This is a genomic window from Streptomyces sp. NPDC029164, assembly GCF_055563995.1.
On the sequence record NZ_JBVHWW010000045.1, the window covers coordinates 34,130 to 56,780 of the forward strand.

A 22,651-nucleotide genomic window follows, 5' to 3' on the forward strand; every position below is an offset into this window, starting at 1 on the left:
GCTAGTTCCCGTAGGCCTTGGCCGCGTCCGCCTCCAGTTTCGCCTGCGTGCCCGCCACGTCCGACGGATTCGCCAGGAAGTCCTGGAGCGCCTTCCACTCGCCCGCGCCCGGGGTCCCGCCGAAGGCCGCCGGAGCCTGGTCCGACATGTCGAAGCGGAAGTCGTCGCCCGCCGCGATCAGCGCCTTCGCGATGTTCCGCTGGATGTCGTTCGGATAGGCGGCCGGGTCCACCGCCTTGTTCGGGGAGACGAAACCGCCCTCGCGGGCCTGGATCTGCGCCGCGTCCGCCGAGGCCAGGAAGGTCAGCAGGGCCTGCGCGCCCTTCGACGGCTTCAGCGCGACCGCCACGTCACCGCCCGAGACCACCGGGGCCTTCGCGCCGACCGCCGGGAAGGGGAAGACCAGGGCGTCCTCGCCCACCTTCGCGTCGGTCTGCGCGATGTTCACCGCCACGAAGTCACCCTCGAAGACCATCGCGGCCGCCGGCCGGTCGCCGCCGGTGAACGTCTGCGTCACCGACTTCGGGAACTCCGTGGACAACGCCCCGCTCGGCCCGCCCGCCAGGAAGTCCTTGCGCCCGAACAGCTCGCCGAGCGTCGTCAGCGCCTGCTTGACGCTGTCGTCCGTCCACTTGATCTGGTGCTTGGCCAGCTGGTCGTACTTCTCCGGGCCCGCCTGCGAGAGGTAGACGTTCTCGAACCAGTCGGTGAGGGTCCAGCCGTCCGCGCCCGCCACCGAGACGGCCGGCGTACCGGAGGCGGACAGCGTGTCGGCCGCCGTGATCAGCTCCTTCCAGGTCGTCGGGGGCTTGACCCCGGCCGCCTCGAAGGCCTTCGCGTTGTACCAGATCAGCGACTTGTTGGCGGCCTTGTAGTACACGCCGTACTGGGTGCCGCCGACCGCGCCGAGCGACTTCCAGCCCGCCGAGTAGTTCTTGTCCAGCTGCGCCTGGGCCTCCGGGCCCACCGGCTGCGCCCACTTGTTCTGCACGGCCGAGACCAGCGCGCCGACCTGCGGGAGCAGCGCGACGTCCGGCGGGGCACCGCCCGCGATCTTCGTACCGAGGAAGGTGACGATGGGGTCCTGGGCCGGGACGAAGGTCACGGTGGCCCCCGTCCGCTTCTCGAACTCCTTCAGGACCTTCGTGAAGTTCGCCTGCTCGGGGCCCGTCCAGACCGCGGCGACCTCCAGCTTCTCGCCGTCCAGCTTCGGTAACTCCACCTGGGGCCCGGTCGGTCCCGCGGCATTCGGCGGGTCCGTCTTCTCGTCCGTGCCGCCGCCGCACGCGCTGAGCGCGAGCGCGCCCGCCGCGGCGAGCGCCGTCCAGGTGAGTGTCGTACGGCTCGTTCCGTGCCTGCGCATGGTTCTGCCCCCGATGCCCGTGGTGTGTCCCGGACCACAAGGTCTACGCCGACCCGCGCGCCCCCGCAATACCGCGTCGCGGGGGCGGTCTTGAGCCTCGGGGCCCGTCAGGGCGCGGGCGGGAACAGCACGGGTATCGCCGAGACCAGGTGCGAGGCCCGGTCCAGGGCGCTGGCCAGCAGCGCGAGGTCGGTCGGTCCGTTGCCCAGTTCGCGCACCGGGCGGCGGGCCGGCGGATCACCCATCCGCTCCCACTCCACCGGGACCACGGTCGGCCTCAAGGTCGCCGTCCGCGGGATCCGGCCGGTGACCCGGCCGGCCTGGAACGGGACCGTGCGGCCGTCCGCGTGCCGGAGCAGTCCGCGGCCGGGGCCCGGCTGGTCGGGCGCGTCGAGTTCCACGCGCAGGGCGGTCAGCCGGGCCAGCCCGGTTTCGGCCGTGCGGTCCGGGCGGGCGGTGGTGGCCACCAGGTGCACGCCGAGCGGGGCGCCCTCGCGGGCGACGGCCTCCAGCGCCCGCACCACCGAGCCGGCGGCGGGCCGGCCCGTACTGCCGAGGCCCGGCGCGACCAGCGCGTCGAGGTCGTCCACCAGCACCACCAGGCGGGGCAGCGGACTGGGCCCGGCCGGCGGATCCGTACGGGTGGTCGAGGCGCGCAGCCGGAGCGTGCCCGTGCGCTGCGGGTCGAGGTCGCCGCGCAGCTCGCCCGGGGTGGGCTGGCGGGGCGAGACCATCCGTTCGGAGACCTCGCGCCGGGCGTGCCACTCGGCGAACGGCAGCCCCTCCAGCAGCTCGGCGCGGCGCTTCAGCTCCGCGCCCAGCGCCTGCGCGAACTCCCGCATGCGCAGCGGGTCGGAGGCGACCAGGTGGGCGGAGACGTGCGGGAGCTCGGTGCAGGGCAGCAGCCCGTCGCCGCGCTCGCCGCCGGCCCCGTCGAGGAGGAGCAGCCCGAGGCGGTCGGGCCGGGCGGCCGCGGACAGCGACGCGGCCACCGCCCGCAGCAGTTCCGTCCGCCCGCTCCCGGCGGGCCCCTCGATGAGCAGGTGCGGGCCGTCGTGGACCAGCTCGGTGCCGACGGGGCCGCGCCGCCCGCTGCCCAGCACGATCTCGGCGAGGCCGCCCGTGCCCTGCCCCTGGTCCGTGGCGGCGGCCCAGCGGGCCATCAGGGAGGCCGGGGTGGCCCGGGCCAGCCCCAGCTCGTCCAGCAGCCGGGCGGTTGCCGGCAGGGTGGCGGCGGACGACCGGTACGGGGCCGCGGAGCAGCCGTCGGTGGTGCGCAGGGGCGCCAGGGCCCGGGCGAAGCGCTCGGCCCAGGCCGCGGACACGGCGTCGGCGGTGGCGGTGCCCCCGGACGGGACCGGCCGGCCGCCGCTGACCTCGAAGGTCCGTACGGCCGTGGCCACGTCCCCGCTGAGCAGGGCGACCGCGCCGCAGTCCCGGAAGGCGGGATTGACCGCGCAGGCGGCCTCGTACGTCTCGGCGACCGGCGAGGAGGCGGTGGCGGCCGGGGCCTCGGCGAGCGCCAGCACGTGGATCCCGGCGGCCGGGCCGTGCGAGGCGAGCCGTCCGGTGATGTCGCGCAGCGCGCCCGCGCCGGGATCGCCGTCGATCACGACGAGCGTGTACGGGCCGTCGTAGACGGCGGCGGCCCGCCGGACCTGCCCGGCGTCGGCGGCGGCCCAGTGCACGCCGAGGGGACCGTCGTCCAGGCGCCGGGTCAGCTCACCGGTGCGGGCGACGGCCTGGTCGCGGTCGTACGCGAGGAGGAGCCGGCAGTCCTGGCCGTGCGCGGGCCGTACGTGGGGCAGCCAGCCGAGCCAGCCCCAGTCGCGCCGCCGCTCGGCGAGGCCGCGCGCCCGGTCGGTGGCGACGAGCACGATCTCCAGCTGCCCCGGCGCGTGCAGCCCCGCCAGCTGGGCGACCGCCCAGCGGGCCACCCCGGCCAGCCGGGCCCGCGGGCCCGCGACGCCGAGCGCGCCGACGGCCGGCAGCGACACCCGGCTCCCGGCGCCGAGCCCCACCTCCAGCGCCCGGGCGTGACCGGGCTGTCCGGGCGTACGGGACCACAGGCGCTCGGTGGGCCCCATCGCGGCCAGCAGCAGCGCGGCCGGGTCGTCGGGGTCCGGGGCGGCGGCCGTGGGCGCCGACTCCGGCGCGGCCCCGGCGAGGTCCTCCCCGCGCACCCACTTGCGGGCCCAGGCCCCGAGTCCCTTGCGGCGGCCGGCGGAGGCGGCGGACGCGCCGCCGGACGTGCGGCCGTCACCAGCCCCTCCGCAGGCGTCCGGTGGTCCGGCGGGGGTTCCGGGGCGCGGCCCCGGGAGCGCGTCGGAGCCGGCCGGGCCGGCGGTGGTCCACCCGGCTCCGCCCGCGGTGTCCGGCCCGCCGGAACCGGCCCATCCGGCTGCTTCGGCCGGTCCGTGCGGCCCGGTCACGCGTCCGGCTCCGCCGGAGCCGTCCGGCGCGGGGCCGGCGGTGCCCGTCGGGCCGGGGCCGGGTGCGGGGTGCGGCCCCGACGGCGCGCCGGCGGCCGCGCCGGCCGGCGTACCGGGGGCGCCCGACCAGCCGGCGGCGCCCGCCGGGGGCGGCACGGAGAGGTGACCCTCCTGGTCCGGGGTCACGGTCAGCGGGGGCGTCGCGCCCGCGGGCGCGAGCCGCAGGGTGGACTCGCCGACCCGCAGCAGCGCCCCCGGCGGCAGGGCGACCGGCTGGGAGCCCACGGGGACGCCGTCCAGCGTGGTGCCGTTCGTCGAGTCCAGGTCGGCCACCGCGACCCGCCCGTCGCGGATCACCGTGACCGCGCAGTGCAGCCGGGACACGTCGGGGTCGTCCAGCGGGACGTCGGCGTCGGCGGAGCGGCCCACCCGGATCTGCCCGCTGTGCAGCAGGTGCACCCCGCCCGCGTCGGGTCCGGCGACGACGTGCAGCTGGGGCGCGCCGAGGCCGTCCTCGGGCAGCACGTCCGGCACGGGCCCGTGCAGGGCCAGTACCGCGCCGTCCACGAGCGGCGGCTCGCCCAGCACCCGCCGCTGGAGGTCGAGGCGCTCGGAACCGGCGTAGAGCACGACCGTGCCCCCGGTGTCCGGTCCGCCGACGGTCGCCGCGAGCCCGGAGGCGACCGCGGCCAGCGCGGTGCCGGCCGGTGCCGTGACGAGCACGTCACAGCTCGCGGGGGCGGTCGCGGTCTGGTGGCCGCTGCGCGACCCAAGGACGGTCAGCCGGATCTGCATCGCCGTCAGCGGTCCCTTCTGCGCGGTGCGCGGTGTGTGCGCCCGGCAGGGGGAATTCCGGGACATGGCTGCCCGATCGCCCCCCGCCCGGCACGGACGCGTCGTCCGGTCAGGTCTGCCCGGAAGGCGGGGCTCCCGTCCCGTGCCGTTCCGTACGGGTGCATCCTCGCACCTGTCACGGACAACACGCCCGGCACCCACCAAGAAATGATCTTGATCGGTCGCGGCCCGGTACGGACCTCGACCGGATACGGACGGCGAGCGGGGGAAAGGCACGGAAAAACGCCACGGGCATACCCCGCAAACATCACCCTCCGTACATATGTGCGGCAACCAACCTCCGGCGACCGGCGTCTTCCCGGGGGACACCCCCTAGAGTGGGCCGGAAAACCAATCAGCGGATCGACCACCACTCGACCACCGATCGACCACGAACAGACGACAGCAGGGGAGCGCGAGACGTGCGGCCAGTCGGCAGCAAATACCTGCTCGAGGAGCCGCTCGGGCGCGGCGCCACGGGCACTGTCTGGCGTGCCCGCCAGAGGGAGGCCGCCGGCGCGGAGGCGGCCGTCGCCGGACAGCCCGGCGAGACCGTGGCCATCAAGGTCCTCAAGGAGGAGCTGGCCCAGGACCCCGACATCGTCATGCGCTTCCTGCGCGAGCGCTCGGTCCTGCTGCGCCTGACCCACCCCAACATCGTGCGCACCCGCGACCTCGTGGTCGAGGGCGATCTGCTCGCCCTGGTCATGGACCTGATCGACGGTCCGGACCTGCACAAGTACCTCCGCGAGAACGGCCCCTTCACGCCCGTCGCCGCGAGCCTGCTGACCGCCCAGATCGCGGACGCGCTCGCCGCCAGCCACGCCGACGGCGTGGTCCACCGCGACCTGAAGCCCGCCAACGTCCTGCTCGACGAGCGCGGCGGCCGGATGAAGCCGATGCTCACCGACTTCGGCATCGCCCGCCTCGCGGACTCCCCTGGCCTGACCCGCACCCACGAGTTCGTCGGCACCCCCGCCTACGTCGCGCCCGAGTCCGCCGAGGGCCGCCCGCAGACCTCCGCCGTCGACATCTACGGCGCCGGCATCCTCCTCTACGAGCTGCTCACCGGCCGCCCGCCGTTCGGCGGCGGCTCCGCCCTCGAAGTGCTCCACCGGCACCTCAGCGAGGAGCCGCAGCGCCCCTCGACCGTGCCCGAGCCGCTGTGGACGGTCGTCGAGCGCTGCCTGCGCAAGGAACCGAGCGAGCGCCCCAGCGCGGTGAGCCTGGCCCGCGGCCTGCGCGTGGTCGCCGCCGGCATCGGCGTGCACTCCTCCGCCGTCGAGGTGGAGGCCGCGCTCGGCGTGGGCGCGCTGCTCGCGCCCGACCCCTCTCCGGCGCCGGTCCCCGAGACCCCGGGCGCCGCCGACCCGACCCAGGCGCTGCCCGCCGGCGCCGGCTCGCCGCTCGGGGCCTACGACCCGAACGCCATGACCAGCGTCATGCCGCCGGTCGGCGCGGCCGACGCCACCTCGGTGCTGCCGAGCACCGGGGCCCCCGGGGCCGACCCGACCTCGGTCATGCCCCCCGTACAGCAGCCGGACCAGCCGCACCCGTGGCAGTCGCAGATGCGGGCCGCCCGCGACCGCAACGAGCAGACGCAGGTCCAGTACCTCGACCCGAACGACGACCCCCTGCGGCGCCGCCCGCAGCGGCAGGCGCCCCCGCCGCCGCAGCACCGGCCCCAGCCGCAGCAGCAGCCGTACCGGCAGGGCCCGCCGCCCCAGCAGCAGTACCAGCAGCCCCAGCAGCAGTACCGCCAGCCGCAGCAGCCCCAGCAGCAGTACGCGCCTCAGCCGCCGCCGCAGCACTACCAGCCGCAGCAGCACCAGCCCCAGCCGTACCAGCAGCAACAGGCTCAGCCCCAGTACCGCCAGCCCCAGCCGCAGCAGCCGCAGGCTCCGCAGCCGCAGCGGCCGGCCCGGGAGCCGCGCGAGCCGCGCCGCCGCAGCGCCAACCCGGTGCGGATCCCCGGCCTCGGCTGCCTCAAGGGCTGCCTGGTCGTCATCCTGCTGTTCTTCGTGGCCGGCTGGCTGGTCTGGGAGCTCACCCCGCTCCAGGAGTGGGTCGGCACCGGCCGCGGCTGGTGGGACCAGCTGTGGACCTGGGGCACCGACGTCGTCGACTGGGTGAGCACGGTCGGCGACTCCGCGGGCTCCACGTCCTCCGGCTCCACGAAGTCCTGAGACGGGGCCCGTAGGGCCGACTTCGTGGATTTGTCGACTTCCGAGGGGTGATTTCGCCCGCAGAAGTGAAGGTCGCCGCGAATCCGGGCCCCTGCTGGCCTCCAACGCCCACTCGGCCGCGTAGCTTTGGTGCGTACGCCAGCCGCTGAGGGAGCAGTCGTGGCACGGAAGATCGGCAGCCGGTACACCGCGCACCAGATCCTGGGGCGCGGCAGCGCGGGCACGGTGTGGCTGGGCGAGGGGCCTGACGGGCCCGTCGCCGTCAAACTGCTGCGCGAGGACCTCGCGTCCGACCAGGAACTGGTCGGACGCTTCGTCCAGGAGCGCAGCGCGCTGCTCGGCCTGGACCATCCGCACGTGGTCTCCGTCCGTGACCTCGTCGTGGACGGCAACGACCTCGCCCTCGTCATGGACCTCGTCCGCGGTACGGACCTGCGCACGCGCCTCGACCGCGAGCGCAGGCTCGCCCCCGAGGCGGCCGTGGCGATCGTCGCGGACGTCGCCGACGCGCTGGCCGCGGCGCACGCGGCGGGGGTCGTCCACCGCGACGTCAAGCCCGAGAACGTGCTGCTGGACATGCAGGGCCCGCTCGGCCCGGGCGGTGCGCACCCGGCGCTGCTGACCGACTTCGGCGTGGCCAAGCTGATCGACACCCCGCGGCGGGCCTCCGCGGGCCGGGCCTCGGCGCCCACCACCCGGATCATCGGCACGCCGGACTACCTGGCGCCGGAGATCGTGGAGGGCCTGCCCCCGCGGGCGGCCGTGGACATATACGCCCTGGCCACCGTCCTGTACGAGCTCCTGGCCGGCTTCACCCCCTTCGGCGGGGGCCACCCGGGCGCGGTGCTGCGGCGGCACGTGACGGAGACGGTCGTCCCGCTGCCCGGCATCCCCGACGAGCTGTGGCAGCTGATCGTGCAGTGCCTGGCGAAGGCGCCGGCCTCGCGGCTGCGGGCGTCGGAGCTCTCCGTACGGCTGCGGGACCTCCTGCCGCTGCTGGCCGGGATGCCGCCGCTGGACGTGGACGAGCCGGACGACGCGGACCCGGACCCCGAGCCCTCGGACGAGCCGGCCGCGGATCCGGTCCGCCGCCGGGGCGTGGTCCCGCTGGTCCCCGGGTCCGCGACGGACTCCAACCGGGACACCCACACCTCGATGCGGGTGCCGGGGCCGGACGAGCTGGCGGGCGGGGCGCTGGGCACGGCGCGGGTCCCGCGCCCGGCCGGCGGCCACCGGCCGGGCTCCGCCCGGCACCGGGCCGAGGCCGCCCGCAAGCGGCGGCTGGTGCTGTCCGTGTCGGCCGTGGCGCTGGCCGCGGCGGTCGGCCTGGGCGGCTGGCTGGCCTTCTCGGGCGACGACGCCCCGCCTCCCCAGGACAGCAAGCAGTCGGTCCCCCGCAAGCCGTAGCCCTGCGGGCCGCCCGCCGGGCTCCGCGCCTCAATCGCCGGCGAGGCTTCAAGACCGGGGCTCCGCCCCAGGGCCGGGCGGAGCCTTGGCTACGCCGTGACCAGTTCCGGGTGCCAGCGCCGCGCCACGGCCGGGTGGGCCCGGACCCATCCCTTCAGCTCGTTGCGCCCGTACTCGGCGTGCAGCGGGTTCGACGCGTCGTGGGCGACCCCGGGGGCCGACGCCAGGTAGTCGCCCGGGACGGTCTCCACGACCGCGTCCAGCCGCGGGTTGTAGAAGAACGGCACCGAGTACCGCTCCACCGCCCCCGGCGGGCTCACCACCCGGTGGTCCGTCGCCGTCAGGTAGCCCTCCGTCGCGATCTCCAGCAGCTCGCCCAGGTTGACCACGAACGCCCCCGGGAGCGGCGGGACGTCGAGGTAGCCGCCGTCGCGCACGACCTGCAGGCCTCCCACCGAGTCCTGGAGGAGCAGGGTCAGGAAGCCGTAGTCCTTGTGCGCGCCGACCCCCTGGTCCGCGCCGGACGGGGCGGACCCGGGGTAGCGGATCAGCTTCGTGTGCAGGTGCGGCCGGTCGGCGAAGGCCGCGTCGAAGAAGTCGGCCGGGGCGCCGATCGAGGTGAGGAGCTCCCGGAGCAGCCGGTGGGCCACCGCCGCGAGGCGGGACTGCCAGTCCAGGACCACCGTACGGAGCTCCGGGAGCGCGGCGGGCCACTGGTTCGGGCCCTCCAGCCACAGGTACGCCGGGTCGTCCGGCCCCACCACCGGCGCCGGGCGCTCCGCGCCCACGTCCAGCTGGTCCCGCCAGTCGGAGGCCCCGCCGGTCAGCTCGTGGCCGATCCGGGTGTAGCCGCGGAAGTGCGGGGAGTTCAGATTGCTCACGGTGAGCCGGTCGGCCTCCGGGAGGGCGAAGAAGGCCCTGGTCAGCTCCAGGATGCGGGCGCTCTCGGCGGCGGTGACGCCGTGCCCGGTCAGGTGCAGGAAACCGGTGTCCCTGGCCGCTGCGTGCAGCTGCTTCAGGAAGTCGGCCCGCTGGGCCGGGTCGTCGGCCTGGGAGAGGTCCAGGACCGGGAGAGTGTGCGCGGACGGCATGACGGCTCCGTTTCGGATGTCACGGGGTCCTGTTCCCCAGAGGTGGCGGGGGCCGCGGGTGGAGGTGGGCCGCCGGCAGGGATGGTGCCGGGACCGCGTGAGCCGCGTACAGGACCAAGTCGGATCGGGGTGGATCAGGCTTGGGTACGGTCCGGCGGCAGACAGCCCGTCGTCGTGACACGCATGTGGTCCACATGGCGGCGCTTGACGAGGAGAACGGTCATACCGTGAGCGTACGCCCGTGCGAGCCGTCATCAGAACGGGTGATTCGGCCTGCCCGGACGGCGTTGTCCGGGGACCGGCTACGCTGGACCCGTGGCAGTCGTCGATGTTTCCGAAGAGCTGAAGTCCCTCTCCTCGACCATGGGGTCGATCGAGGCCGTCCTGGACCTCGACAAGCTGAGGGCAGATATCGCCGTGCTTGAGGAGCAGGCCGCCGCGCCGTCCCTGTGGGACGACCCGGAGGCCGCTCAGAAGATCACGAGCAAGCTTTCGCACCTCCAGGCCGAAGTCCGCAAGACCGAGACCCTGCGCGGGCGCATCGACGACCTCGCGGTGCTGTTCGACCTCGCCCAGGAGATGGACGACGCGGACACCCTCGCCGAGGCCGAGGCGGAGCTGATCTCCGTGCGCAAGGCGCTGGACGAGATGGAGGTCCGGACCCTGCTCTCCGGCGAGTACGCCGAGCGCGAGGCCCTGGTCAACATCCGTGCCGAGGCCGGCGGCGTCGACGCCTCCGACTTCGCCGAGCGCCTCCAGCGCATGTACCTGCGCTGGGCCGAGCGGCACGGCTACTCCACCGAGATCTACGAGACCTCGTACGCGGAAGAGGCCGGCATCAAGTCGACCACCTTCGTCGTCAAGGCCCCGTACGCCTACGGCACCCTCTCGGTCGAGCAGGGCACCCACCGCCTCGTCCGGATCTCGCCCTTCGACAACCAGGGCCGCCGCCAGACCTCCTTCGCGGGCGTCGAGGTGCTGCCGGTCGTCGAGACCAGCGACCACGTGGAGATCGACGAGGCCGAGCTGCGCGTCGACGTGTACCGCGCCTCCGGCCCCGGTGGCCAGGGCGTCAACACCACCGACTCGGCGGTGCGCATCACGCACCTCCCGACCGGCATCGTGGTGTCCTGCCAGAACGAGCGCTCGCAGATCCAGAACAAGGCCAGCGCGATGAACGTCCTCCAGGCCAAGCTGCTCGAGCGGCGCCGCCAGGAGGAGAAGGACAAGATGGACGCCCTCAAGGACGGCGGAAGCTCCTGGGGCAACCAGATGCGCTCCTACGTCCTGCACCCGTACCAGATGGTCAAGGACCTGCGGACGGAGTTCGAGGTCGGCAACCCGCAGGCGGTGCTCGACGGCGAGATCGACGGCTTCCTGGAGGCCGGGATCCGCTGGCGCAAGCAGCAGGAGCAGACCGCGTAGCGAGTGACCCCACGAACGCGGACGAGGGCCCGGACATCGGTGATGTCCGGGCCCTCGTTCCATGTGGTGATCGGTACGCGGCGCGGCGGCCGCGGGCACCGCGGTCAGGCGGTCTGCTGGGCCACCAGCACCAGAGCTGCCACGAGAATCACCATGAGCACGATGAGAGCCACGGGATTGAGGCCGGAGAAGGGGCCCTCCTGCTGGAGGCGCTCCCGGTTCGCCCGGCACACCGGGCAGCGGCCCTGGCTGACGGGTGCGGCGCAGTTCGCGCACACGAGCCGGTCATATGTCATGCGCTCCTCCTCTCGTCCCCTCGGTCTTGTCTGTTGCCTATAACGGCGTGGGGAACCAGACCGTTCCCCCTACCACTGTGCCAGCTTCGCCGACATTCGGCGCGGCCCGTCCGGGCAATCACGATCCGGAGCGGCCCGCACCCCGGGATAAAACGGGCAAGTCCGGATGCCGGGTCCACACCTCGCGCCCGTTCGCGTATGGTCACGCACACCTACTCCCGGCGACCGTGGTGCACCCGTGATCCGATTCGACAGTGTCTCCAAGTCCTACCCGAAGCAGAGCCGTCCCGCACTGAGAGAAGTCTCCCTCGACATCGCGAAGGGCGAGTTCGTCTTCCTGGTCGGCTCCTCCGGCTCCGGCAAGTCCACCTTCCTGCGGCTGATCCTGCGCGAGGAGCGGGCGAGCCACGGCCAAGTGCACGTCCTGGGCAAGGACCTCGCCAAGCTCTCCAACTGGAAGGTCCCGCAGATGCGGCGCCAGTTGGGGACCGTCTTCCAGGACTTCCGCCTGCTGCCCAACAAGACGGTGGCCGAGAACGTGGCCTTCGCCCAGGAGGTCATCGGCAAGCCCAGGGGCGAGATCCGCAAGGCCGTCCCGCAGGTCCTCGAACTGGTGGGCCTGGGCGGCAAGGAGGAGCGGATGCCCGGCGAGCTCTCCGGCGGTGAGCAGCAGCGCGTGGCCATCGCCCGCGCCTTCGTCAACCGCCCCGCCCTGCTGATCGCGGACGAGCCCACGGGCAACCTCGACCCGCAGACCTCCGTCGGGATCATGAAGCTGCTGGACCGGATCAACCGGACCGGCACCACCGTGATCATGGCCACGCACGACCAGCAGATCGTGGACCAGATGCGCAAGCGCGTCATCGAACTCGAACAGGGCCGACTCGTACGCGACCAGTCGCGCGGCGTCTACGGCTACCAGCACTGAAAGGCCCTTGAGAGTCATGCGCGCCCAGTTCGTCATGTCGGAGATCGGCGTCGGTCTCCGCCGCAATCTCACCATGACCTTCGCGGTCATCATCTCCGTGGCCCTGTCACTGGCCCTGTTCGGCGGCTCCCTGCTCATGAGCGAGCAGGTCAGCAGGATGAAGGGCTTCTGGTACGACAAGGCCAACGTCTCGATCTACCTCTGCAACAAGCAGGACGCCCAGGAGGCCGGCGAGGCCGCCGCCAAGCCGGACGGCTCGGGAGGCGGCGCCGGCGGCGTCGCCACCTGCCGCAAGGGCGCCGTGACCGACGAGCAGAAGAAGCAGATCGAGTCCGAGCTCAAGCAGATGTCCCTGGTCAAGTCCGTGGCCTACGAGTCCGCGGACGAGGCGTACAAGCACTACCAGGAGCAGTACGGCCACACCGCGCTGGCCTCCTCCATCACGCCCGACCAGATGCAGGAGTCCTTCCGGGTCAAGCTCAAGAACCCGGAGAAGTACAAGGTGGTCACCTCCGCCTTCGCGGGCCGTGACGGCATCCACACCGTCGACGACCAGCGCCAGGCCATCGACGACCTGTTCCGGATCCTCAACTACCTCAACTACGCCGCCCTCGGCATCATGCTGATCATGCTGATCGTGGCGCTGCTGCTGATCGTCAACACCGTGCGCGTCTCGGCGTTCAGCCGCAGGCGGGAAACGGGGATCATGCGGCTCGTGGGCGCCTCCAGCTTCTACATCCAGGTGCCCTTCATCATGGAGGCCGCCTTCGCCGGGCTCATCGGCGCGCTCTTCGCCTGCGCCATGCTCGTCTCCGGCCAGTACTTCGTGATCGACCACGGTGTCGGACTGCGCGACAAGATCCAGCTGATCGACTTCATGGGCTGGGGATCGGTGCTGGCCAAGCTCCCGTACGTCCTCTTCATCGGCCTCCTGATGCCCTCCATGGCCGCCTTCATCGCCCTGCGCAAGTACCTGAAGGTGTGACAAGCGCCCCGCGAGCGGTCCGGCCAACCATCCGTACCGGAGCGGGGCTTGTCCTAGACTCGGCGCCATGCCGGCTCTGCCCGCCTTCTGTCTCCGGCCCCGCGACCTGCGTCGCGGGGCCGTTTTGACGTTGGCCTTCCTCGCCGCCGTCGCCACCGGTGCCTTAACCGGATGCTGGGACCAGGAGGACGGCGCCGCGGCCGCCGAGGTCCGAGCGGACCTCCCCGCCCCCGGTGCACCCCGCACGACGGGCACCGCCGACCGCGACGCGGTGGCGCGCGCCGCCGCCGAGGCCGTCGCCGAGGGGAAATCCGGCAAGAAGGCCGCCCAGGACGTGGTCAGCCGCAGCGGCGACCGCTGGGGCACCGTCTACGACCAGGGCGAGTACGCCGCCTTCGCCGAGGGCCTCGACGGCCACTGGACCGGCGTCGGGGTCTGGGCCGAACGCGCCCACGACGGCGTGATCAAGGTCGACAAGGTCCAGCCCGGCAGCCCCGCCGCCCGGGCCGGACTGCGCGCCGGGGACCGGCTGCTGAGCGTCGACGGCCACGCCGTGACCGGCCTGGCCGTGGCCGACGTGGTCTCCCTGCTGCGCGGCACGGCCGGCACCCCCGTCGTGCTGAACCTCAGCCGGGACGGCGCCGACCTCACCGAGACCGTCCGCCGCGAGCAGCTGCGCACCGAGCCCGTGACCGTCCGGCAGCGCCCGGACGGCGTCACCGTCATCAAGGTCACCTCCTTCACCCGCGGCTCCGGCGAGCGCGTCAGGTCCGCCGTCCGCGCGGCCCCGGTCGGCGCCGGGGTCATGCTCGACCTGCGCGGCAACCCGGGCGGACTGGTCACCGAGGCGGTCACGGCCGCCTCCGCCTTCCTGGACGGCGGGCTCGTGGCGACGTACGACGTACGGGGGGACCAGCGGGTCCTGTACGCGGCCCCCGGCGGCGACACCACCCGCCCGCTGGTGGCCCTCGTGGACGGCGGCACGATGAGCGCGGCCGAGCTGGTGACGGGCGCCCTCCAGGACCGGGGCCGCGCGGTGGCGGTCGGCAGCCGGACCTTCGGCAAGGGTTCGGTGCAGATGCCGACCGAGCTCCCGGACGGTTCGGTGGCCGAGCTGACGGTGGGCACGTACCGCACTCCGGCGGGCCGCAGCCTGGACGGCGACGGCATCACCCCGGACGTGCCGGCGGGCGAGCGGGCCGAGGAACGGGCCGTCACGGTATTGGGTGGCCTCGGGGTGGGTCCGTAGTGCGAAAATGACCGCACTATGGCTAAGGAAAAAGGGCGCAAGCTGATCGCCCAGAACAAGAAGGCGCGGCACGACTACACGATCCTCGACACCTACGAGTGCGGACTCGTGCTCACGGGGACCGAGGTCAAGTCCATGCGCCAGGGCCGGGCCTCGCTGGTGGACGGCTTCGTGTCGGTGGAGAGCCGCGAGGCGTGGCTCTACAACGTGCACGTGCCGGAGTACAGCCAGGGCACCTGGACCAACCACAGCGCCCGGCGCAAGCGCAAGCTCCTCATGCACCGGGAGGAGATCGACAAGCTGGAGCGCAAGTCGGAGGAGACGGGTCACACGATCGTGCCCCTCTCGCTGTACTTCAAGGACGGCCGCGCGAAGGTCGAGATCGCGCTGGCGAAGGGCAAGAAGGAGTACGACAAGCGGCAGACCATGCGGGAGAAGCAGGACACCCGAGAGACCCAGCGCACGATCTCGGCGATCCGCCGCAAGCAGCGGGGCACCGTTTAACCTGCTGGCACGCGGTGGTCCACTTCGCGTACGATGGCGTCAGCACCCGCCGCTCGCGGTGGGGGCGGCTTGAGCAGTACACAATTGAAGAGCGTGAAACATGGGGATGATCGGTTTCGACAGCGGATGTCGATGCAGGGGAAGCGAGCCGAGGAAGCGGCAATGATCTCGCTAACCACATGTCGCAAACAATAATCGCCAACTCCAAGAGCGATAACTCCCGCTTCACCCTCGCTGCCTAATAACAGTGAGCTGAAGCCTCTGTGAGGAGCGTCAGCCCGGAAGTGGTCCCGGTCCGGATCCTGGCGTCAATTAGGGATCTAAACCTCTAGCCCCGGTCACGGGGGTTGGAGGGAAACCAAACAGTGACTGAGCCCGTCGGAGACTTGTCCGTGTGATCTCCGGGGCTGAGAAAAGCGCAGCGGACTGCGCTCGGAGAAGCCCTGCTTCTGCACCGTTGGACGCGGGTTCGATTCCCGCCATCTCCACTCATCCCATGTGGGCAAAGGCCCCGCGGCCTCTCGGCTGCGGGGCCTTTGTCATGCCGGGTGGGGCGCTGTCAGCAGAACGGCACCTTGTTGAGGTTCAGGGCGTAGCGTGCGGTGATCCAGCCGGAGCCGTCGGCGAGCTTGTACCAGATCGAGTTGCCGTCGACGTTCTGGCCGTTGACCTTGCACTGGAGGGGGACCACCGTGCCGGTGTAGAGCTTGCCCGTCTTCGCGTGGTGCGTGGCAGGGCCGGAGTGGACCCGCAGGCCCTTGCCGGGGGAGACGATCTTGGCCTTCGGGGTCTCGTGGTGGCCGCCGCACTTCGTGCAGGTGCCGGGCTTGCCGGTGTCGCCCTTCGGGCCCTGGGGTCCCTGGGGTCCCCGGGGGCCTTGAGGGCCGGTCTTGCCCGGGTTGCCCTTGGGCCCCTGGTGGCCCTTCGGGCCCTGCGGTCCCCTGGGGCCCGGCTTGCCGTGGTCGCCCTTGTGGCCCCTCGGACCTTGCGGTCCCGGCTTGCCCTGGTCGCCCTTGTGCCCCTTCGGGCCCGGCTTGCCCGGTTTGCCGTCGTCGCCCCTGTGTCCCTGCGGGCCGCGGGGGCCGACGGGGCCCTGCGGGCCTGCCGGGCCGGGTTCGCCCTTGGGTCCGTTGGCGGGGCCCTGCTCGCCCCGTTCGCCCTGTTCGCCCTGTTCGCCTTGCGGGCCCTGCGGGCCGGCGGGACCCTCCGGTCCTGCCGGGCCGGTGTCGCCGCGTTCGCCCTGCTCGCCGCGCTCGCCGGGGTCGCCCTTCTCGCCCTTCGGGCCGGGGCGGCCGGGCTTGCCGTGGTGGCCGGGCTTTCCGTCGTGGCCGTCGTGGCCGTCGTCGCCCTTGTCGCCCTTGTCGCCCTTGGGGCCGGACACCGCGGTGGCGACGGCGAACAGCGCGGACGCGGAGGTGCCCGTCGCCCACTCGCCGCCGGTCAGCGTCGTGCCCTGCGGGGCGTCCGCGTCGACCCGTACGGTCACGCCGAGTTGGGTCTGCGCGTTCGCCGGGAAGCGGAAGCCGGCGCGGGTCCCCGCGTCGCAGGTCAGCAGGCGGGCGTCCGCCGACCGCGTGCAGGCGCTGGCCGCGCGCCGGCCGTTCCAGTAGAAGCGGGCCTCCGGGAAGGTGGTGCGGTCCGGGGCGGCGATCCGGAAGGTGCCGCTGGCGGCCGGGTCCGAGCCGTTGACGGCCGCGATGACCACTCGGCCCGTCCGGCCGGGCGCGATCGAGGGGACGTACGGCTGGGAGAACCGGATGCTCGACGAGTCGGCGAGGGCCGGTACGGCCGGAACCAGACAGGTGGCGGTCACGGCGGCGACGACGAGGGCCGCGGGCACGGAGCGGGAAGCAGACGGCAAGGGGTGTTCCTCCGCAAAGGAGAAGGGCGCTGGGGAAGGCGCCCCCAGTTATTGCGGATCATGAGCGGGGGCCGTGCGTACCACGCGGGAACGATCACTCGCCCGCCGCATGAATCGTCCCGGTGCGGTGGTCGCCGACGCGATCAGCGCGGCCGCGGCCGGCAGCGCGTAGGCGGCGGTCGGACCCACGTGCTCCACCGCGAGGCCGGCGCCGGCCGAACCGGCCGCGATGCCCGCGAAGATCGCGGTGACCGCGAGCGTCATGCCCTCGTTGAGGCGTCCCTCGGGGGTCAGGGCGTGGACCCGGGACATCGCCGTGACCATCGTCGGGGCCGTGGCCATGCCGGCCAGGAGGAGGGCGCAGCCGAGCGCGGGCAGGGAGCCGGTGGCCGCCGCGGCCCAGGGGAGGGTCATGAGGACGGCCAGGGCGCCGACGCAGGCCTTCAGCGAGCGGGGGCGCAGGGTGCCGTAGAGCAGGCCGGCCGCGCACGACCCCGCGGCCTGCAGAGCCAGGATCAGACCGGAGGAGGCGCCGAGACCCCGGGCGTCGAGGTGGGCGATCGAGGTGATCTCCATCGAGCCGAAGACCACGCCGGTGACGACGAAGAGCGGCAGCAGCGGGCCGAGGGCACGCAGCGGTGAGCCCTGCCGGGGCGCGGCCGACACCGGGGGCTGGGTGGCGCGGCAGGAGGTGAAGACGAGCATGCCGGTGAGCAGCAGGGCCGCGCCGGTGAGGGTGCCCGCCTCGGGGAAGACGGCGCCGCACAGGAAGGCCGCCAGGACGGGTCCGAGCATGAAGCACAGCTCGTCGGCGGCCTGTTCGAAGGACATCGCCGTGTGGTGCGCGGCCGGGGAGTCGCGCAGCAGGTGCGTCCAGCGGGCGCGGGACATGCCGCCGATGTTGGGGGTGGTGGCGGTCGCGGCGTACGAGGCGAAGAGGGTCCAGGCGGGGGCCCCGGTACGGACGCACGCGACCAGGGAGAGCGAGCCGAGGACCGCGATCAGGGTGGCCGGTACGGCGATCCGGGCCTGCCCGTGGCGGTCGACCAGCCGGGCGGTCCAGGGCGCGACCAGGGCGGTGGCGGCCAGCCCGGTCGCCGTGACGGCGCCGGCGAGGGCGTACGAGCCGCGCTGTCCGGCGATCATCATGACCGCGCTGACCCCGAACATGCCCATGGGGAGCCGGGCGAGGAGGTTTCCGGCGGTGAACCCCCGGGTGCCGGGCCGGGCGAACAGGCGGCGGTAGGGCCCCTGGGGCGGGCGGGCCGGCCGGGCGGCGCCGGGGGGCCGTCCGGCGGGCGGTCCGGCGATGACGAGGGTGCTGCCGGTGACGGTCATGAGCGGGGTGCGCGCGGCCGTCGCGGCGGTGCGGGAGGCGGTCGCGCGGGCGGTGGCCGTGCCGGAGACGGTCGCGTGGGCGGTGGTCGTGGTCGTGGCGGGCATGGGAAGAGCCTCGGGCCCGGCCCCCGTCCCGGTCCAACACCTGTTCGGAGCCCATTCACCGTCATCTGTTGTTAGTCTCCGGGGGTGATTCCCCGCGATGTCGACCCCCGGCTGCTGCGCGGGTTCGTCGCGGCCGCCGAGGAGCTGCACTTCACCCGCGCCGCCGCCCGCCTCTACGTGGCCCAGCAGGCACTCAGCCGCGATGTCCGGCGGCTCGAACAGAGCCTGGGCGCCACGCTGTTCCTGCGGACCACCCGGCAGGTGGAGCTGACCGCCGACGGGCAGCGCCTGCTCCCGCTGGCCCGGCGCGTGCTCGCCGCGCACGAGGAACTCGCCGCCGCCTTCACCGCGCCCCGCCCGCTCCTCGTCGACCTCAACACCGACGGGCCGAGCACCCCCCGGACCGTGCTGGAACGCGCCCGCGAACTCGCCCCCGAGTGCGAGCTGATGGCCCGCTTCGAGAGCGGCCTCACCCACGCCGCCGCCGAGATCGCCGCCGGCCGGCTCGACGTCTCCTTCGGGTACGCCGACGGGCTGGACCCCGCGCTGCGGGCGCCGCTCGCGCTGGCGCCCGTACGGTACGAGCCGCTCGCCGTGCTGCTGCCCGAGGGACACCCGCTGGCCGCGCGGGAGACCGTACCGCTGGACGCGCTCGCCGGGGAGACCGTGTACGCGGGCGCCGGGAACCCGCGGACGCTGGAGTGGACCGGGCTGGCGCGCGAGCTGTTCGCCGGGCGGGGGATCCTGATGGCGCCGCCCGCGCCGGTGGCGATGGGCAAGGAGGAGTTCCGCCGGGTGATGGTCAAGACCGGCAACCCGGTCCTCGCCACCGTGGACTTCCTCGACATGCCCGGCTGTGTGAAACGGCCGCTGACCGACCCGGTGCCGCTGTCCCCGCTGTCCATGGTGTGGCGCGACGGCTTCGCACACCCCGGCCTGGACGCCCTGCGCGCCGCGGCCGCCGGGCTGGCCGCCGAGCGGGGGTGGCTGCGGGAGCCGGCCGGGAGCCGCCTCCCGGCCCGGCTCACACACGGACCCGGCGGCGGGTGAGAGCAAGGTTTCCCGGCGGTCATCCGGCGGGGACCGGGGCCGAAACGCGCCCTTCCTACGGTCGTCACCACGGACGCGACAGCTGTGGAGGCGTGTGATGACCGGTACGACCGCACCGCGCAGGGGAGGCCGCTGGATCGAGCAGTGGGATCCCGAGGACGAGACTTTCTGGAAGGAGACCGGGGAGCGGACCGCCCGCCGCAACCTCCTCTACTCCGTGCTCTCCGAGCACATCGGGTTCTCCATCTGGTCGCTCTGGTCCGTGATGGTCCTCTTCATGGGCCCCGCCTACGGGATCGACCCGGCCGGGAAGTTCTTCCTCATCGCGACCGCCACCCTCGTCGGCGCCGTGGTACGGGTCCCGTACACCTTCGCCGTCGCCCGCTTCGGCGGCCGGAACTGGACCGTCTTCAGCGCGCTGATGCTCCTCGCGCCGACGGTGGCCGCCCTGGTGGTGATGGAGCCCGGGACCTCGTACGGGACCTTCCTGCTCGTCGCGGCCCTCACCGGGGTGGGCGGCGGCAACTTCGCCTCCTCCATGACCAACATCAACGCCTTCTTCCCGCTGCGTCAGAAGGGCTGGGCGCTCGGCCTGAACGCCGGCGGCGGCAACATCGGCGTGCCCGTCGTACAGCTGGCCGGACTGCTGGTCATCGCCACCGCCGGGGCCACGCACCCGCGGCTGCTGCTCGGCGCCTACATCCCGCTGATCGTCCTCGCGGCCGTCCTGGCGGCCGTACGGATGGACAACCTGGCGCCCGTGCGCAACGACACCGGCGCCGTCCGCGAGGCCCTGGGGGACGCGCACACCTGGATCATGTCCTTCCTCTACATCGGGACGTTCGGGTCCTTCATCGGCTACAGCTTCGCCTTCGGCCTGGTGCTCCAGACACAGTTCGGCCGCACCCCGCTGCAGGCGGCCTCGCTGACCTTCGTCGGACCGCTGCTCGGATCGCTGATCCGGCCGGTGGGCGGGGCACTGGCGGACCGGTTCGGCGGGGCGCGGATCACCCTGGGGACCTTCGTGGCGATGGCGGCGGCGACCGGCGTGGTCGTGTTCGCCTCGGGCCGGTCCTCGCTGCCCGTCTTCCTCGTCGGGTTCGTGGCGCTGTTCGTCCTGAGCGGGCTCGGCAACGGATCGACGTACAAGATGATCCCCGGCATCTTCCAGGCGAAGGCACTGGCCCGCGGGATGAGCGGCGAGGCCGCGGCGGCCTACGGGCGGCGGCTCTCCGGGGCCTCCATGGGCCTCATCGGGGCGGTCGGCGCACTCGGCGGACTCGGCATCAACCTCGTCTTCCGGGAGGCCTTCCTCAGCTCCGGCTCCGGCACGGCGGCCTTCGTCACCTTCCTCGGCTTCTACGCCCTGTGCTGCGCGGTCACCTGGGCGGTATACCTTCGCCGGCCGACGGCCGCGGCCGTCCCGGCCCTCGGGGCCGAAGCGAAACCGCAGCTCACGTCGGTGTAACCGGGGCGAAATACGGGTGAACCGAGTCCGACATGCCGGGTTGGCAGGCTCGGTCCACCCGTTCCGCCCCGCCCCCATGCGTCAGTAGGCAGGTCACGATGGACCACACGAACACCGACACGAACACCGGCCCGCTCGCGGGCTTCACGGTCGGGGTCACCGCTGCCCGGCGGGCGGACGAACTCATCGCGCTGCTGCGGCGGCGCGGAGCGGCGGTGCTGCACGCGCCGGCGCTGCGGATCGTGCCGCTCGCCGACGACAGCGAACTCCTCGCCGCCACCGAGGAACTCATCGGCTGCGCACCGGACGTGGTCGTGGCCACCACCGCCATCGGCTTCCGGGGCTGGATCGAGGCGGCCGACGGGTGGGGCATCGGCGAGGAACTGCTGGAGCGGCTGCGGGCCACCGAACTGCTGGCGCGCGGACCGAAGGTGAAGGGCGCCATCCGGGCCGCCGGGCTCGTCGAGAGCTGGTCCCCGGAGTCGGAATCGCTCGCCGAGGTACTGGAACGGCTCCTGACGGCCGGGGTGACGGGCCGCCGGATCGCACTCCAGCTGCACGGGGAGCCCCTGCCCGGCTTCGTCGAGGCGCTGCGGGCCGGCGGCGCCGACGTGGTCGTGGTGCCCGTGTACCGGTGGATGGCACCGGAGGACCTCGGGCCGCTCGACCGGCTGCTCGACGCGATCGTCGGCGGCGGGGTGGACGCCGTCAGCTTCACCTCGGCGCCGGCCGCGGCCTCCCTGCTGTCCCGGGCCGAGGAGCGGGGCGTACGGGAGGCCGTGCTGGACGCGCTGCGGGGCCCGCTGGTGTCCGCGTGCGTGGGGCCGGTGACGGCGCTGCCGCTGCAGGCGCACGGGGTGGCCACGGTGCAGCCGGAACGGTTCCGGCTGGGCCCGCTCGTGCAGCTGCTCTGCCAGGAACTGCCGGGCCGGGCCCGGGTGCTGCCGGTGGCCGGGCACCGCATGGAGATCCGCGGGCACGCCGTCCTGCTGGACGCGCGGTTGCGGCCGGTGCCGCCGGCCGGAATGGCCCTGCTCCGGGCCCTGGCCCGGCGGCCGGGCTGGGTGGTGGCCCGCGCGGAACTGCTGCGGGTGCTGCCGGGCGCGGGCCGCGACGAGCACGCCGTGGAGACGGCGATGGCCCGGCTGCGGGCCGCGCTCGGGGCGCCGCACCTCATCCAGACCGTGGTCAAACGGGGGTACCGGCTGTCGCTGGACGCGGGCGGCGAGGCCAAGTACGGGGAGCTTCCGCTCGACGCGGTGACGGCCCGGGGGGTGCTCGGCTAGCGTGCCGGGATGATCATTGACGGCGTGGAGATGAGGGGCGTCGAGCTCGGCGACGCCGCGGGGCTGGCGGAGGCGTTCGCGCGGAACCGGGCGTTCATGGCGCACGTGGAGCCGGTCCGCACGCACGCGTACTACACGGAGCGGGGGCAGCGGGAGCGCATCGAGGGGATCCTCGCCGAGCGGGACGCCGGGCGGATCGTCCCGTACGTCCTCGTGGAGACGGCCACGGGTGCGCCCGTCGGCGCGATCAACCTCGGCTCCATCGCCCACGGGCCGCTGTGCAGCGGCGGCGTGGGTTACTGGGTCGACCCCGCCTGGCACGGCAAGGGTCTGGCGACGGCGGCGCTGGAGGAGGTCTGCCGGGTCGCCCGCGACGAGCTCGGCCTGCACCGGGTGGAAGCCGGGACCCTGGTCGACAACCTCGCCTCGCAGCGCGTGCTGGCGAAGGCGGGCTTCGAGTTCTACGGTCTCGCCCCGCGCTACCTCCACATCAACGGCGCCTGGCGCGACCATCGCCTCTTCCAGCGCCTCCTCCACGACCACCCGCCGGCCCCTTAAGCGGGGCGCGCCGCCGCCTGCCCCTGCGTCTTGCGGCGCGCCCCTTCAGCGCCCTGGACATTCCAGCCCCTCCGCGGCCCGGCCAGTTCAGCCCCTCCGGCGTTTGAGGAGCGGGGGTTCGGGGGCAGCGCCCCCGCAACGGCGCCGCACCCGGAACGAAGCGGTTCGGCGCCCGCGCCGCTGCCGGGGGTCCGCCCCAGACCCCGCGCCTCAAACGCCGGCGAGGCTGGATCTGCGCGGCCCCTGCCACCGGAGGTACCGGTTCGGGGGGGTTTCCCCCCGGCG

At 73.6% G+C, this 22,651-nt stretch carries 17 protein-coding genes and 1 other RNA gene; 12 read left to right on the forward strand and 6 right to left on the reverse strand.

What is annotated here, in order from left to right; genetic code table 11:
* Position 1: 1 nt before the first annotated feature.
* Together ACZ4VT_RS33020 and ACZ4VT_RS33025 are read right to left on the reverse strand one after the other, a co-directional pair.
* A complete protein-coding gene (locus tag ACZ4VT_RS33020; protein ID WP_467955095.1) occupies positions 2-1,363 on the reverse strand; it encodes an ABC transporter substrate-binding protein in 1,362 nt (453 codons plus the stop codon).
* Between the two features lie 107 nt (positions 1,364-1,470).
* Positions 1,471-4,656, reverse strand: coding sequence for an FHA domain-containing protein (locus ACZ4VT_RS33025; RefSeq protein ID WP_467955096.1), 3,186 nt, complete (start codon positions 4,654-4,656; stop codon positions 1,471-1,473).
* 395 nt (positions 4,657-5,051) lie between these two features.
* On the opposite strand from ACZ4VT_RS33025, the gene ACZ4VT_RS33030 reads away from it, so the two are divergent.
* Together ACZ4VT_RS33030 and ACZ4VT_RS33035 are read left to right on the forward strand one after the other, a co-directional pair.
* Entirely contained in the window at positions 5,052-6,815 is a 1,764-nt protein-coding gene (locus ACZ4VT_RS33030; RefSeq protein WP_467955097.1) for a serine/threonine-protein kinase, read from the forward strand.
* A 159-nt stretch (positions 6,816-6,974) separates the two neighbouring features.
* Positions 6,975-8,222 carry a serine/threonine-protein kinase gene (locus ACZ4VT_RS33035; RefSeq protein WP_467955098.1) on the forward strand — a complete coding sequence of 416 codons (1,248 nt, stop codon included), beginning with the start codon at positions 6,975-6,977 and terminating at the stop codon, positions 8,220-8,222.
* Positions 8,223-8,311: 89 nt separating this feature from the next.
* On the opposite strand, the gene ACZ4VT_RS33040 is transcribed toward ACZ4VT_RS33035, so the two are convergent.
* Complete coding sequence (locus ACZ4VT_RS33040; RefSeq protein ID WP_467955099.1) at positions 8,312-9,313, reverse strand: isopenicillin N synthase family dioxygenase; 1,002 nt, start codon at positions 9,311-9,313, stop codon at positions 8,312-8,314.
* Positions 9,314-9,628: 315 nt separating this feature from the next.
* Here ACZ4VT_RS33040 and prfB point away from each other — a divergent pair, with 315 nt between their 5' ends.
* Positions 9,629-10,738: a peptide chain release factor 2 gene (prfB, locus tag ACZ4VT_RS33045; protein ID WP_467955100.1), complete on the forward strand. Its 1,110-nt coding sequence runs from the start codon at positions 9,629-9,631 to the stop codon at positions 10,736-10,738.
* 104 nt (positions 10,739-10,842) lie between these two features.
* On the opposite strand, the gene ACZ4VT_RS33050 is transcribed toward prfB, so the two are convergent.
* On the reverse strand, positions 10,843-11,034 hold the full coding sequence (locus tag ACZ4VT_RS33050; protein ID WP_362807696.1) for a hypothetical protein: 192 nt from the start codon (positions 11,032-11,034) through the stop codon (positions 10,843-10,845).
* Between the two features lie 238 nt (positions 11,035-11,272).
* Between ACZ4VT_RS33050 and ftsE the strand changes: the two genes are divergently transcribed.
* The 5 genes from ftsE (at position 11,273) to ssrA (ending at position 15,191) form a co-directional block, all read left to right on the forward strand.
* Positions 11,273-11,962, forward strand: a complete 690-nt coding sequence (ftsE, locus tag ACZ4VT_RS33055; RefSeq protein ID WP_030011324.1) for a cell division ATP-binding protein FtsE — start codon at positions 11,273-11,275, stop codon at positions 11,960-11,962.
* A gap of 16 nt (positions 11,963-11,978) precedes the next feature.
* Entirely contained in the window at positions 11,979-12,947 is a 969-nt protein-coding gene (gene ftsX / locus ACZ4VT_RS33060) for a permease-like cell division protein FtsX (RefSeq protein ID WP_351297535.1), read from the forward strand.
* A gap of 67 nt (positions 12,948-13,014) precedes the next feature.
* Positions 13,015-14,196: a S41 family peptidase gene (locus tag ACZ4VT_RS33065; RefSeq protein ID WP_467955101.1), complete on the forward strand. Its 1,182-nt coding sequence runs from the start codon at positions 13,015-13,017 to the stop codon at positions 14,194-14,196.
* Between the two features lie 18 nt (positions 14,197-14,214).
* Positions 14,215-14,700: an SsrA-binding protein SmpB gene (smpB, locus tag ACZ4VT_RS33070; RefSeq protein ID WP_362807701.1), complete on the forward strand. Its 486-nt coding sequence runs from the start codon at positions 14,215-14,217 to the stop codon at positions 14,698-14,700.
* 102 nt (positions 14,701-14,802) lie between these two features.
* Positions 14,803-15,191: a transfer-messenger RNA gene (gene ssrA / locus ACZ4VT_RS33075) on the forward strand.
* 68 nt (positions 15,192-15,259) lie between these two features.
* Here ssrA and ACZ4VT_RS33080 read toward each other — a convergent pair.
* Together ACZ4VT_RS33080 and ACZ4VT_RS33085 are read right to left on the reverse strand one after the other, a co-directional pair.
* Positions 15,260-16,561 carry an SH3 domain-containing protein gene (locus tag ACZ4VT_RS33080; RefSeq protein ID WP_467955102.1) on the reverse strand — a complete coding sequence of 434 codons (1,302 nt, stop codon included), beginning with the start codon at positions 16,559-16,561 and terminating at the stop codon, positions 15,260-15,262.
* A gap of 48 nt (positions 16,562-16,609) precedes the next feature.
* Entirely contained in the window at positions 16,610-17,899 is a 1,290-nt protein-coding gene (locus ACZ4VT_RS33085) for an MFS transporter (protein ID WP_467955108.1), read from the reverse strand.
* A gap of 189 nt (positions 17,900-18,088) precedes the next feature.
* Here ACZ4VT_RS33085 and ACZ4VT_RS33090 point away from each other — a divergent pair, with 189 nt between their 5' ends.
* The 4 genes from ACZ4VT_RS33090 to ACZ4VT_RS33105 all read left to right on the forward strand — a co-directional run bounded on the left by ACZ4VT_RS33090 (position 18,089) and on the right by ACZ4VT_RS33105 (position 22,366).
* On the forward strand, positions 18,089-19,054 hold the full coding sequence (locus tag ACZ4VT_RS33090; RefSeq protein WP_467955103.1) for a LysR family transcriptional regulator: 966 nt from the start codon (positions 18,089-18,091) through the stop codon (positions 19,052-19,054).
* Between the two features lie 97 nt (positions 19,055-19,151).
* Positions 19,152-20,522 carry a nitrate/nitrite transporter gene (locus tag ACZ4VT_RS33095; RefSeq protein WP_467955104.1) on the forward strand — a complete coding sequence of 457 codons (1,371 nt, stop codon included), beginning with the start codon at positions 19,152-19,154 and terminating at the stop codon, positions 20,520-20,522.
* Positions 20,523-20,620: 98 nt separating this feature from the next.
* Positions 20,621-21,808: a uroporphyrinogen-III synthase gene (locus ACZ4VT_RS33100; RefSeq protein WP_467955105.1), complete on the forward strand. Its 1,188-nt coding sequence runs from the start codon at positions 20,621-20,623 to the stop codon at positions 21,806-21,808.
* Between the two features lie 9 nt (positions 21,809-21,817).
* Positions 21,818-22,366, forward strand: coding sequence for a GNAT family N-acetyltransferase (locus ACZ4VT_RS33105; RefSeq protein ID WP_467955106.1), 549 nt, complete (start codon positions 21,818-21,820; stop codon positions 22,364-22,366).
* Positions 22,367-22,651 lie beyond the last annotated feature (285 nt).